This is a genomic window from Acinetobacter sp. ANC_7655, from assembly GCF_056784015.1.
Genome location: NZ_JBWYJB010000006.1, coordinates 90057 through 103813, shown reverse-complemented (window position 1 = coordinate 103813; position 13757 = coordinate 90057). Strand labels below are relative to the sequence as shown.

At 40.1% G+C, this 13757-nt stretch carries 15 protein-coding genes; 10 read left to right on the top strand and 5 right to left on the bottom strand.

Going from position 1 to position 13757, the window contains the following annotated elements:
• Positions 1-88 precede the first annotated feature (88 nt).
• The 5 genes from AC1M9N_RS08405 to gmk form a co-directional block, all read right to left on the bottom strand.
• Positions 89-283 (bottom strand): bacterioferritin-associated ferredoxin, encoded by a 195-nt coding sequence (locus AC1M9N_RS08405; protein ID WP_035264349.1) that lies wholly within the window; start codon positions 281-283, stop codon positions 89-91.
• 153 nt (positions 284-436) lie between these two features.
• On the bottom strand, positions 437-820 hold the full coding sequence (locus tag AC1M9N_RS08400) for a RidA family protein (protein WP_035264336.1): 384 nt from the start codon (positions 818-820) through the stop codon (positions 437-439).
• A gap of 75 nt (positions 821-895) precedes the next feature.
• Positions 896-2998, bottom strand: a complete 2103-nt coding sequence (locus tag AC1M9N_RS08395; protein ID WP_481954579.1) for a RelA/SpoT family protein — start codon at positions 2996-2998, stop codon at positions 896-898.
• A 203-nt stretch (positions 2999-3201) separates the two neighbouring features.
• Entirely contained in the window at positions 3202-3483 is a 282-nt protein-coding gene (gene rpoZ / locus AC1M9N_RS08390) for a DNA-directed RNA polymerase subunit omega (RefSeq protein WP_035264331.1), read from the bottom strand.
• Positions 3484-3558: 75 nt separating this feature from the next.
• Positions 3559-4179: a guanylate kinase gene (gmk, locus tag AC1M9N_RS08385; protein ID WP_035264330.1), complete on the bottom strand. Its 621-nt coding sequence runs from the start codon at positions 4177-4179 to the stop codon at positions 3559-3561.
• Between the two features lie 134 nt (positions 4180-4313).
• Here gmk and ispH point away from each other — a divergent pair, with 134 nt between their 5' ends.
• The 10 genes from ispH (at position 4314) to rimM (ending at position 13752) form a co-directional block, all read left to right on the top strand.
• Entirely contained in the window at positions 4314-5264 is a 951-nt protein-coding gene (gene ispH / locus AC1M9N_RS08380; RefSeq protein WP_092766665.1) for a 4-hydroxy-3-methylbut-2-enyl diphosphate reductase, read from the top strand.
• Positions 5265-5417: 153 nt separating this feature from the next.
• Positions 5418-5849 carry a pilus assembly FimT family protein gene (locus AC1M9N_RS08375; RefSeq protein ID WP_481607265.1) on the top strand — a complete coding sequence of 144 codons (432 nt, stop codon included), beginning with the start codon at positions 5418-5420 and terminating at the stop codon, positions 5847-5849.
• On the top strand, positions 5849-6367 hold the full coding sequence (gene pilV / locus AC1M9N_RS08370; protein WP_228143086.1) for a type IV pilus modification protein PilV: 519 nt from the start codon (positions 5849-5851) through the stop codon (positions 6365-6367). Before AC1M9N_RS08375 ends, pilV begins: the two co-directional genes overlap by 1 nt.
• Complete coding sequence (locus AC1M9N_RS08365; RefSeq protein WP_481607266.1) at positions 6367-7404, top strand: PilW family protein; 1038 nt, start codon at positions 6367-6369, stop codon at positions 7402-7404. Before pilV ends, AC1M9N_RS08365 begins: the two co-directional genes overlap by 1 nt.
• Positions 7401-8144, top strand: a complete 744-nt coding sequence (locus tag AC1M9N_RS08360; RefSeq protein WP_481607267.1) for a pilus assembly protein PilX — start codon at positions 7401-7403, stop codon at positions 8142-8144. Before AC1M9N_RS08365 ends, AC1M9N_RS08360 begins: the two co-directional genes overlap by 4 nt.
• A gap of 12 nt (positions 8145-8156) precedes the next feature.
• Positions 8157-11828, top strand: a complete 3672-nt coding sequence (locus tag AC1M9N_RS08355; protein ID WP_481954578.1) for a PilC/PilY family type IV pilus protein — start codon at positions 8157-8159, stop codon at positions 11826-11828.
• A gap of 9 nt (positions 11829-11837) precedes the next feature.
• On the top strand, positions 11838-12335 hold the full coding sequence (locus tag AC1M9N_RS08350; protein ID WP_481954577.1) for a type IV pilin protein: 498 nt from the start codon (positions 11838-11840) through the stop codon (positions 12333-12335).
• Positions 12319-12783: a type IV pilin protein gene (locus tag AC1M9N_RS08345; RefSeq protein WP_481596170.1), complete on the top strand. Its 465-nt coding sequence runs from the start codon at positions 12319-12321 to the stop codon at positions 12781-12783. The genes AC1M9N_RS08350 and AC1M9N_RS08345 overlap by 17 nt, the downstream gene beginning before the upstream one ends.
• Before the next feature lie 144 nt (positions 12784-12927).
• On the top strand, positions 12928-13185 hold the full coding sequence (gene rpsP, locus AC1M9N_RS08340; RefSeq protein ID WP_035264308.1) for a 30S ribosomal protein S16: 258 nt from the start codon (positions 12928-12930) through the stop codon (positions 13183-13185).
• An 18-nt stretch (positions 13186-13203) separates the two neighbouring features.
• Entirely contained in the window at positions 13204-13752 is a 549-nt protein-coding gene (rimM, locus tag AC1M9N_RS08335) for a ribosome maturation factor RimM (RefSeq protein WP_035264305.1), read from the top strand.
• Positions 13753-13757 lie beyond the last annotated feature (5 nt).

Below are 13757 nucleotides of genomic sequence, written 5' to 3'. Positions count from 1 at the left end.
AACCCCGCTGAGTCAAAGCGGGGGGAGAAATTGGAAATCTGAATTATAGTTATAGAATGAGTTGTTATTATTTTTAGCACATTCTGAATTAAGCGGCGATTGAAATTCTGGCAGCTATTTCAGCAAGTTCTTCATTAATAATACTGCGTGCTTCAGGAACACAGCGTCCGCAACAAGTGCCTAGATCAAGCAAGTCACGAATTTCACGATAAGATTCAGCGCCATTTGCCATAGCATCTTTAATATCTTGATCTGTAATTCCACGACATAAACAAACGTACATTTCTGCTCAACCACAAGGATAAATGCGATAGTTGATATTATTGATAATTATTATCGTTTGTCAATGAAATTCATTTAAAAATGCTGTTTAATTCATCGATTTTCTAGATAAAAAAATACCACCTCATAGGTGGTATTTTTTAAGATATTGAAATTATTTAGAAATAATCACAACACCATCCATTTCAACCAGTGCGCCTTTAGGTAAACTTGCAACGCCTAATGCCGCTCGTGCAGGGTAAGGCTGAGCGAAATATTCCCCCATAATTTGGTTTACCAGTTGAAAGTGAGATAAATCAGTGAGGAAAATATTCAGTTTAGCAATATCAGCTAAAGAACCACCAGCAGCTTCACAAACTGCTTTTAGATTATCAAATACACGACGAATTTGAGCTTCAATGCCCTCAACCAATTCCATGCTATATGGATCTAATCCAATTTGTCCTGAAAGATAAAGTGTATCGCCGACAAGAATGGCTTGAGAGTAAGTACCAATTGCAGCAGGTGCATTTTCAGTATGAATGACTTGGCGGGACATCTATTTCTCCATTATTCAAATCTAGCTTCATCATAAAGGATGAACACTATAGGTGAAAGCTCTAATCTGTATTCTTTAGCAGGCTTGTGAGACTTCTTCAACCGCAAGAGGAGCTGACATGCGTGAAATACGCGGAAAACCAAATTGCATGCGGAGTTCACGAATGATTTGCGCAATTTGCTGACGACTATGAACAACAATACTCAGATAGGTTTTTGAATCGTATTTTCGAACGGACTCGATTCCTATTTTTGATTTACGGCAGATATAAATCAGTTCTGAAATTTGCTCATCACTTAATAATAGATCGATACACAAGTAAGCATTGAAGTTGATTTCTGATTCACCTTCATCTTTCCAGTGCAACGGCATAATATTTTCAGGGTGTAACTGTTGTTCGTGTAGAAGGTTCTTACAGCGAGCACGGTGAACAATAAGACCGCGGCGAGATAAATGTCCCTGAATAGGATCGCCTAGCACTGCATTACAACAATGGGCATATTTTACATCTACACCATCAGTACCTAAGATCAGGCGACTTGATGCTTGATCTTGATGATGATCTTGAGCAAAGAGATGGTTCGCCACAAGTTGTGGGAGCAAATCACCTACAGCAATTTGTTCAAAAAGTTGATTCTTGGTTGGAATATGGCGCCATTGTAATAGTTCAGTCCAATTTTGATCGGTTAGATCATGAATAGACGTATTAAATAACTTTAATGCACGATTTAAAGCTTGTTGACCGACAAGGCGCTGTTCATCAATATCTTGATCTCGCAAAATATTTTGAATAGAGCGTCTGGCTTTTTGAGTGTTGATAAAGCTCAGCCAATCAGGGTTGGGTGAAGCGAGAACATCTGTAATCACCTCAATGACTTGACCACTTGAGAGTGGTGTAGAAAGCGGTTTGATTTCACCATCAATTTTACAGCCGACGGCATGGTTACCTAAGAACAAGCTTGCAGAGTAAGCGAAATCTACTGCTGTCGCTCCTTGTGGTAACTCATGTAAGTGACCTTGAGGAGTATAGACCCATATTTTTTCTTGATGTAGATAATCCAATAGATCATTAAACGTGGTCTTTGCACAGTCGCCACCGACTAAGGTATGCAAATTCTGCATAGATGCCTGAATGGCAGATCGGCATGTTTGAGGAGCATTTTCACCTAATACCACCCCAAATCGCGCAGCCTTACGCATAAGTTCAGTTTGTATGGTGAGCGAAAGCGTTGTTTTCTCGCCTTTCAAACGCAGCATCAAGGATTGATTGCCACCAGGGAGAGGGCGGCGGATATGATCTTGGTAATTTAAAACTTGGAAGTTATCTTTTAACAACTCAACTAAACGATCGCAATCGGCAATGGTCTGGAGAACGATTTCAAACGCATGACTATGTGTGAGTTCTTGAAGGTTAATTTCGTTTTTAACAAAGTGGCGTAGCAATTCAATGTTATTGTTTTTCTTTTTGATCCGCCCGGGAATATTGAAGTTTTCCAAGAGATCGCTCAAATGTTTTTCCCAAATGGCTTGGTACTTACAGCGTTGAGGTTTGGTTTGCGCCAAAGCATTTTGAACATCATTGAACATATCTAGATCAAGATTTTGATAACAGAGGTGTTCAAGATTGTCAGCCATTTCATTCATGCCGACCAAACGTGCCATTGGCACGAATATATCAAAAGTTTCTTGTGCAATACGGGCACGTTTATCTGGTCTTAAAGCTTCCAAAGTTGTCATATTATGGTAACGGTCTGAAAGTTTAATGATGATCACACGAGGATCTTGTAATGTGGCTTGTAGGATTTTTCGGAATGAGGCTGCTTTATTATATTCTTTGTCACTAGAGTGGCTTAATTTCGTAACACCATCGACCAGCTCAGCCACTGTTTTGCCAAATTTTTCAGTAATGTCTTCTTTGCTAAAGTCGGTATCTTCAATGACATCGTGCAGTAGTGCTGCCATCAACGTTTCTGGGTCTAGACGCATATGCGCCAGAATACAACTTACGGCTATCGGATGCAGAATATAGGGTTCACCGCTTTTGCGTGTAATACCATCATGCGCCATGTCAGCATAATCGCAGGCCACAAGCACTCTGTCGACGTCCTTTTCAGATAAATACGCGTCGATGATGACTTTTAGCTGTTGCTTAGCTTGGCTGACCAATGGGCCTGGCATACTACACCTTTGAATCCGTGGAAGAGAGTAAAAAGTAAAAGACTTTACTAAAAATTCATATTGCTACAATGCTCTATTTTTAAATAGAGAATAGCTCTAATTTTTTTAACAAATTTTTTCAATTTTGTCGAATCATTCTCTAAAAAAATTCAATAAAAAAGCCTAGTCATTGGACTAGGCTCTTTTAAATGCAGGGCTTAAGCTTATTGGAAAGAAAAACCATCTAAGTTTAAGTTATTTGCAGAAAGTGCTAAATCTAAGCTAGACGTTTGATAATCTTGCTCACGCTGTTTCAAGATATCTTTAGTGACATGACCTTCAGCGATTTCACGTAAAGCAACCACTGTTGGTTTGTCATTGTCCCATTCTACAGTTGGTTCGATACCTTGACGAGCAAGTTGACGCGCGCGTTTGCTTGCCACTAGTACAAGCTCAAAGCGGTTGTCTACATGGTCTAAACAATCTTCAACGGTTACGCGTGCCATAAGAGTTCTCGTATGTATGAAATTTTTTAACAGACTGCGCAGTATAAAATGCTTTGTCTATAGACTCAAGTTTAATCACGAATTCGGTGTGATTAATTTTTGAATTAAATCTTTATGTCGGTGAGCCTGTTGTGATAATGAAAGACGGTTCGCATTAATGACAGACTCAAGATCATGTAAAGCTTTATTAAAATCATCATTCAGGATGATGTAATCAAAGTTTACGTACTGTTGCATATCTTCTACTGCACAACTTAAGCGATGTTCAATCACTTCAACAGAATCTGTACCGCGGTTTGATAGGCGTTGGCGAAGATCAAATTGAGTAGGTGGAAGAATGAAAATTTGTTTTGATTCAGGAAAAAGTTTGCGAACCTGTTCTGCACCTTGCCAATCAATTTCAAGTAAAACATCATGACCCTTTGCAAGTTGTTCTTTTACAGTCGCTTGTGAAGTGCCGTAGTAGTTACCGAAAACTTCCGCATATTCGATGAAACCACCTTGATTCACTTGCTCAATGAAAGATTCTTTGCTGGTAAAGTGATAATGCACACCATCTAATTCACCAGGGCGTTGACCTCGAGTAGTGTGTGAAACAGAAACGTGTAAATTGCTTACGCGCTCAAGTAGGGCTTTAACTAATGATGTTTTGCCAGTTCCAGAAGCAGCTGAAACGACAAACAAGAGACCCGACATGATATTTTTCCTGATATGATAAAATATCTTCTCTATTTTAGAGCAGAGTGCTTTTAAACTAAATAGCAATTCGCATTTGTTTTAAAAAATATTCTGATTCATTGACCAAATTTTAGCGATCGTTTGAGGGTCTTATGGAAATTGTTTTAGCTAATCCACGTGGTTTCTGTGCTGGTGTAGACCGCGCTATTGCGATCGTTAATCGTGCACTTGAAAGCTTTAATCCTCCGATTTACGTTCGTCATGAAGTGGTACATAACAAATTTGTTGTGGACGATTTACGCCAACGTGGTGCAATTTTTGTAGATGAATTAGATGAAGTTCCTGATGACAATATTGTGATTTTTAGTGCACATGGTGTATCAAAAGCTGTACAACAAGAAGCTGAGCGCCGTGGATTAAAAGTATTTGATGCCACATGTCCTCTCGTGACAAAAGTGCATATCGAAGTAACAAAATATGCGCGTGAAGGGATTGAAGCCATTCTGATTGGTCATGAAGGGCATCCAGAAGTTGAAGGCACCATGGGTCAATATGATCTGAAAAATGGTGGTGCAATTTATCTGGTTGAAGATGAAGATGATGTTGCTGCTTTACAGGTGAATAATCCTAATAAGTTAGCATTTGTCACTCAAACGACACTTTCAATTGATGATACTGCAAAGGTCATTGATGCTTTACGTGCTAAATTTCCAGCCATCCAAGGGCCACGTAAAGATGATATCTGTTATGCAACTCAAAACCGTCAAGATGCGGTCCGTGATTTAGCGACTCAATGTGATGTCGTTTTAGTGGTTGGTTCTCCAAACTCCTCGAACTCTAATCGTCTTCGAGAATTGGCAGAGCGAATGGGTAAGCATGCTTATCTCGTAGATAATGCGGATGAGCTAAAAAAAGAATGGTTTGCTGAAACCACTAAAATCGGTGTTACTGCAGGTGCTTCAGCACCTGAAATTTTGATTAAACAAGTGATTCAGCGTCTACAAGATTGGGGCGCTACGTCACCACAGGAATTAAATGGGCGAGAAGAGAACATAACCTTTAGCTTGCCTAAAGAATTGAGAATTCAAGTTACTCAAGCTTAATAATGAATTATCAATGACATAGCAGGATAAGTGAACAGATTGCAAAATCGTGATCTTATCCTCATTTTCATACCATTTGTCATAACTGTGTTGGTTTTATAATTATAAAATATTACTTTTGTAACATTAATAAATAAATACAAAAGTTTGAATATGAAAGACTTACAACGGGGCTTTACCATTATTGAGCTGCTGATTACCACAATTGTGCTATCAATCACAGCAACCATGGCTATTCCATCTTTTAAAAATCTTGTTGCGCAATATCGCCTAAATTCAGATGTGCGTGAATTATCAAGCGTGCTGATGATGGCGCGTAATCAAGCAACATTGTTAAGAAAAGATGTGACTGTAGATCTTCAGTCGAATCAATCAGATAGCAATACAATCTTTCATTGGACACCCAAAGAGCAAAATAAATTGACTTCATCACAAGAAAAAGTCACATTCTGGATGGATGGGGGAATTTCTGACTTTACATCTGACATAAATTTTTCTATTTGTAATAAGGTGTTAGGTGTTTCTAAAACGATAGCAATTACAAGAATGGGAACACAATATTTAAAAGCAGAGGGGACATGCTAATGCGTGCTGCGCAACAGGGGGTAGGAATGATTGAAATTCTAGTTGCCTTATTGGTTTTGGCCATTGGGGTATTGGGGTTTTCATTTTTACAAATGCGCGCAATTGATGCTTCACATGAAGCAATGTCTAAATTACAAGCCATGAATTTAGCGCGTGACTTATCTGAGAAGATACGTGCGAACTCAAATGCTTATACTCAGTATCAAGCTAGAATAAATGCAGAAACACAAACAACTACAGCCAAATCATGTGTGCAAAAAGGAACGACGAATCCATGTGTTCAAGCAGCCGATTTTGCCCATTATGATGCTGCCCAGATAATAAAAAATGCCAATGGTCTTGGTATGAGTATCAAAATGCCGAATTGCCAAGTCAGTAATAATTTGCAATCTCGCCGATGCATTTACGTAGCCTGGGGAAAAACAAAACCTATCGATGATGCTTCTGCAAAAGATGCATGTACCCATGGTGGAAGTTATTTACCAAAAGCGCAATGCATCGTTATGGAGCTTTATTGATGCAGCATCTTAGGTATACACAAAAAGGTTTGACGCTAGTCGAGCTTATGATCGCTTTGGTGCTTGGATTATTGATTACCGCTGCTGCGGTACATCTGTTTTTTACAGGGCAGATGGGATTCACGATGCAGAAAGGGATGTCGGAGGTTCAAGATAACGGCAACTTTGGTCTGCGCTTTCTTACTTATGAAATTCGTAAAGCAAATTATGGTCAAGTAAATATCATTAATGATCGTTTGACGCATGGTGGCATTGTTATCACTTCAGCTCAGTCTCCAGTGGTGCCTACATCTGGTGATTTGGCATTTAATGCGACCAATATTCCTGTCAATATTTCACGAAATATTCCAAATACGGAGGTTGTGCCTGTATCGCAATCTGGTATGCCGAGTAATATAGAGTTGGTTTCAGCTGAATCTTCACAACCTGCTCAAGCGGGAATGAGCGACCAATTGGTCATGCAGTTTTATGCTGATACACAAGGTGTGGATTGTGAAGGTAATAATTACGATGCTGGACGATATATTGTTCAACGTTTTTTTCTACGTAAAGATGCAAATGCAAATATTCAAAAAGAACCACACGATGCATTGGTCTTGGCCTGTGAAGCAGGGTGGTACACGCGTAACAGCACTCAAATTTTAAAAAATTTTAATAATAAAAAGACTGTCTTTGGAACAACGAATGGTGAAATTTTGATGCATCGTGTTGATCACTTTCACTATCTGTTGGGGATTTCTAATGACGATAATACGGCACAGCAAAGATATATAAGTATTGAAGATTATAAAAAGCTCAATGTTTATCCACGTCCACGCATTAATTCAATACAGGTCGGTTTATTAGTAAGGTCATCTGAGAATGTAGGTCAAAATCAAGCAATTTCTCCTCATCAAGAATTTGAAGTTCTTGATCAAAAAGTAAAATTAAAAAAAGCACAAAAAACCGTCGCGACTAAATTTATTCGACAAGTCATTACACAAACGATCGCGATTCGAAATGGTATGAGTGTGATGGATTCAGCGGAGGGCTTATGATTCAACATCAACGTGGTGCAACGCTGATTGTGGTACTGATTATGTTAGTTCTGCTCACCATTATTGGTACTTGGGCGATTCGACAAAGTATGGTGAGTTTGAATATCACCACCAACAGCCAAGCGCAACAATTGTTAATGCAATCTTCCGATACTGTTTTTTATCGATTGGGGCATGGCGGCTATGCTGCCTCCAGTGGTAACCCTCTGAGCTTAATTGGTTACTCGATTCAGAATGAAGGTAACGAAGTCGTATTCTGTTTTAGAAACCAATCCAATAGTGCGATGTTTAATGTTTCCAACAGTAGTGTATTGCGTTGGAATGAAGCAATGAGTGATGTCTCAGTCGATGGTGTTTCTGGGTTTTGTTCCTTATCAAATGATGGGGATTATGCCAGTGCTCGTAAGGCGCAATTAACTCAGGTGTCTGTAATCGTAAGCCCTCCATCAGACAGTGATCATGATATCCCACTTTCAAACGCAAACGTTGGAACTGACACTGAAAGTATAGGACAACCTTCTGATACTAAAAAAATAACAGTCTATTCAACATCGCTCTTACCCGCATTGTCTTCGACAGATTTAACGGATGAAATCCATCTTTGTTTGCGCCGACCACATACAGCACCATTGGTGGGTAATGCACAAACCATTTCGTCCTGTTTAAAGGAAATTGGTGTGCCGTATAACACCCAAATTCAAAGTTACATTTTTGATGCTTATCAGCGCGCTGAATCTTAATGGGGATGTGTTGTGAATAAAAAGATAAAGAATCATTTTACAAAAAAGATGATTGCGCAAAGTATTGCAGTCGTGATGGCATTGGGTGCGATCCCAATGCAAATGAACGCCAGTGATCTACAAATTTATCAAAATCCTGTAGCAAAAAATAATCCGATTATCATGTTGGCGATTGATAACTCGATGAGTATGAGTGCAGTAGATGCAACTTATAAAGGTCAAAGTGTTAGCCGTTTAAATGCCTTAAAAAACTCATTGGTAGATGCCTTAAATGCAAAGGACTTATCAGGAAATTATCGTATTCCAGATAATGTTTATATTGGGGTGTCGGTGTTTACGTCAACGGGTGAAATAGGGACAACAGAAGATTGGTTAAGCTATGGTGAAAATGCTCGTTCATCTAAAATCTTACTAGAAGCAAAACAACTTACACCTGCTCACCGTACGGATTTAATCAATAAAATTAATAGTATTGGAGCCGTAGGTAGTACGCCCACACCACTATTACTCTCAGAAACTTATGCGTATTTACTAGGAAATCGTACCTTTGGGGCTAACCTAAAAGGCATCGATTTACTTCCTTCATCTAAATATTCTAATTATAGCCGTGGTTTATCTGGAGCATCATTTGCGCCAGCGGACATTCGCAAAGCGGATGGTAGTTATAGAGCGCCACTCAACAAGTTGAATAACAGTGATGCCCAATGTAGTACGCAAGGTGTTTTTTTCTTAACAGATGGGGCGCCAGTTGGTTTGAGACCAAAGACGGTACTCCCTGTCATGCAAAATGCGTTGGCAGATGACAGCTTTACTTGTGAAGGCTCGCCCTTAAAAGATGTCTATTACAATTACGGTAATGCCAAAGGTGCCAGTGGTGCCGCGACCTTCAATGGCGAGTTTAAGGAAATGGCGACGCAGCCATATCGTTTTTATGAAGATGATATTGGTAATGCTGTGTCAGCCAATCAAACCACCTGGCAAAACCGTAGTTCATGGGCTTGTGTGGGTAAGATGGTTCAGCGTTTGGCAAATCAAACACAGATGACCAGCGATGCGAATCAGAAGCGTGTTTATACATCTACTGTAGGTTTTGGTCCCTTATTCCAAAAGCATCCACGAGAAACCTGTCGTGATTATGACAATGACGGTCTATACGATCATTGTACTTTTGATAGTAGCTATACAGGTTCTGGAAATGACATTTCCAATAGTATGAATGCTCAAGCATTAAAACAGTTGGGGAATGTGATTGGTAAAGGGGATACCTACGGGACTCGCCAAGAAATTGGGGGGTATACCCAAGCGACTTCTGGTGAAGATATTCAGAATGCATTGAATACCTTCTTGGTTGCCGTCTCTCACGGTAACTTTGAGGCTGCTAGTTTTGGTACTTATGTGGTGCCATTTGACCGTTTATCAACAAGTTCAGTATATCCTTATGTGTTCGCACCGCAGTTTCAACCACAGGTGAGCACAGCAAATTCGGTATTGGCTTCCACACATCAATTATGGTTAGGGAACTTAAAGAAATACAGTATTAACGCTCAAGCTGTGATGATTGATCGTGGGGGGAAAGAGGTACTTGATCGATCAGGTGCAATACGAACCAATACGCAGGATTTTTGGAACAATACTGGAATAGATGATGGTTTGAGTGCAATTCAAGGGGGCGTGTTCTCTCGGATTGCCACACCTTCACCACTAGCAGGTGTTACTGCTACAGACAAAATAAAAACGCGCCCTTTATTCACCAATGCAACGATTGCCACAACGGGTGATCAAGCAAAACGATTGGTAGGTTCTGAGAATGGACAACTGACGAAATTAACGACACAGAATGTGCTAGCCGCGACCTATATTGATTCAACCAAGTCGGGGTGGCGACAAAATGTATATCAACCCTATTTACTGTCGGCTTTGGGTTATCGACTTGATAAAAACTACTTAAGTAGCTTACCTGCTGGATACATTTGGAATGATCTAAATAAGGTTAAAGATCTTAAGGTGATGCAGCAAATGGGAGGCGTTGTTCACTCGGAACCATTGTTGGTGACGCTCGAAGCAAAATATAACGCGGGGTCTGGTACCATTTTAGCGAATACCCGTAATGCGACTCATCGAAAAGATTACGTGGTATTTGGGACGATGCAAGGATTATTGCATGTTGTGGATCAAGAAACTGGTGAAGAGGCATTTAGTTTCTTAGCTCATGAAATGGTTCAAGATCCAAGTCGACGAGACGCGTTACTTGAACAGTCCAATACATTATTGTCATCTGCGCATCCTATTTATGGCATGGATGGATCATGGACTTCAGATGTTCAATATAAGATTGATCAGAACAACAATAAGTTTATTGCTGCGAAAGCCAACATTTATGGTGGTATGCGCATGGGTGGGCGTAGTTATTATGCCTTGGATATGAAAAATCCGAACCAACCTGAATTACTTTTCCATGTTGATCCAAGTTCTGGAACGATAAAGAGTAAATCAACATCAGTGAGTGGCACAAATCAATCAGATGCCTTAAAAGCTATGGGATATAGTTGGTCTAAACCTACCATTGCTAAAATTCGTTTTGACGGCAAAGTTAAAACGGTCATGATTGTGGGTGGTGGCTATGATATGGCCTATGAAACGGATGGTTATCAGCCTCAATCTGCATTAACTGGTCAACGAGCTAATCAAGGGGCGGGCGTCTATATTTTTGATGCTGAAACGGGCGAATTATTGTGGAATGCACGCTATGGCAACCAATCGAATCAAACCAGTGTTGATGTTAAGCATGCTGAGATGAAATATAGTGTGGTCAGTCAAATTAAAGCATTTGACCGCAATACGGATGGTTTGATCGATCACCTATATTTTGGTGATTTAGGTGGGCAAGTGTGGCGCGTCGATCTCAATAATCGTCTTGGAACGAATACAACCGCGTTTGGACGAGTGACACGTCTTGCTGATTTTAGTGCGTATCACCAACGTTTTTATGAAATGCCTGCTTTGACCATCCATGATCTGAATGGTGAGCGATTTGGTGCGGTGAGTATTGCGTCAGGAAATCGCAGCTTTCCATTAAATACCAGCAATATTTATGACAATCGAGTCTATGTGTTACATGATTATGACTTGGCACAACCGAATTTGTTTCAAGCGAATTTTGCTAAAACACAAAACCTTACCGAAGCTCATTTAACTGCATGGTCTAATTTATCAGGTACAACAGTGCCACATCTGATGAACCGTAATAAGCGTGGTTGGTTCTATGTGTTGCAACGAACAACGGCTAAAAACGAAACAGCGAATACTGGTACAGTTAAAGCATTAAATGGTTATATTGCGATCGCAAATAGTCCAAGTCATTCAGATTTATATGTGTCTTTATACAATCCAAATGATGCATCGTCACAACAACCGAACCAATGTACTGGGGGCATTAAAGGAGCAAGTCGTACCTTAAAGCTTTGCTTGCCGTATGGTGTTTGTGGAGATGCTGGATCAACGTCTAATCTTCAAAATAAAATTGTGGCAGAAATCTCAGAGACTAAGTCTGATGGGATTAGTAAGCTAAACAGCGTACCTATTGTCCAGAATGGTAAAAAGAAAACGACTTTGCTGGGCGGTGGTTATACCAACTACATCACAACCAAAGTGCTGAAAGCTTATAACTGGTTTGAGCGTCAGTAGGTGGTTACCATGAATCAAAAAGGTTTTACGCTGATTGAGTTGATGGTTGTTGTAGTGATAATTGCCATATTGATGACAATCGCAGTGCCATCTTACCAAAGTTATTTAAAACGTAATGCTGCTGCACAGGCTCAGCAAGAAGTATCCAAAATTATTGAACAACTTGAACGCTATAAAAGTCGTAGTTTTTCCTATCGAGGTTTTGATGCGAAGTATATCTACGATCAAGATACTTCAATGACGAGTATTTCCCTGCCTGATGCGAAGAAACCAAAATATGTGATTAGTATTGCCGATATCAGTGAAAAAACACCTAAAACCTTATTAAGTTCAGATCAGGGCTTGGGACGGGCATGGGGGATTCGAGCTGTACCAACGCAGACAGGCTATGATGCGTTTTTGGCGACGAGTCAGGGTATTCGTTGTAAAAGAGAATATTTGGTGGAAAATGACTTAAAAGAAGTCAATGCATATACAGGATGTGGTGCAAATGCAAAACAATGGTAATTCAGGATTTACTTTAGTAGAGATTATGATTGCAGTGGTCATCATTGGAATTTTAGCCATGATTGCCTATCCGTCCTACCAAGAATATGTTCGTAAAACTAAACGTGTCGAAGTAAAAACCACATTGGCAGATATTGCAGCTCGACTTCAGCACTATCAGGTTGCGAATTACAGTTATATTAAACCGGATGGCAAAGCAGTCACGTTGGCTGAATTGGGATTTCAGACCAATGCGCAAAATCGAGTTGAAGTTCCGTATTATGATCCTGTCTATACGGTTGGTATATCAGATGTAACCAACAACAGTTGGGTGTTGAGTGCAGTGCCTGTGAGTGGAAAATTGATGCAAACAGATGGTCACTTTGTCATAAATGAAGCCAATGAAAAATGTTGGGTGAAAGCAGCTTCTTGTACACCTTCTTCAAGTACAAACTGGGATGGAAAATAAATTTAAATTCAAAAATGTGGATAAATAATTTTTGAGCTTTTAATCGGATCAAAGTTCACGTAAAATACTGCCCTCTATGAAAGGGGTTTGAAATGTATCGATGGTCGGTGCAGGGATAATCCGTAAAAACTATAAGGTTCTATCATGGTTGTTATTCGTCTTGCACGCGGTGGTGCTAAAAAACGTCCGTTCTATCAAATCATCGTGACTGATAGCCGTAATGCACGTGACGGTCGTTTCATCGAACGTATCGGTTTCTTCAACCCTACAGCTCAAGGTAAAGCAGAAAAACTTCGTTTAGATGCTGATCGTTTCGCTCACTGGGTTGCTCAAGGTGCTCAACCTTCTGAACGTGTTGCTTCATTAGCTGCTCAAGCTAAAAAAGCTGCAGCTGCTGTTTAATACGGTAGAAGCTAGCCCATGACACCAACACAGAATGTTCCCGAAGATCGTATTCAGATTGGACAGCTACGTTCAGCTTATGGATTAAATGGGTGGCTCTGGGTCTATTCCAACACAGAACCTATGAGCAACATATTTGACTATCTGCCTTGGTACATCGAGACCAAAGCAGGTTGGCAAATTGTAGATGTGAAACGTTGGAAGCCACATGGTAAAGGCTTAGTTGTTTCGCTGAAAGGTGTGAGTGATCGTACTGCAGCAGACAATTTAGTTGGCGCAAATATCTGGATTTCTAAATCGCAACTGCCTCAACCAGGCGTGGACGAGTATTATTGGTCTGATCTAAAGGGTCTAACAGTGTTAGGTCTGGATGATGAAGAGCAAGAAGTCAATCTTGGTCAAATCCACGAATTGTTTGAAACAGGTGCTAACGATGTGATGGTAGTTCGCGCAACTGCTGACAGTGTCGATGGCGAAGAGCGAATGATTCCATGGCATAAAGATGTGGTGCAACGCGTTGATCTCGAAACTGGTCGTATCTATGTCAATTGGGGCGTAGATTACTAATATTT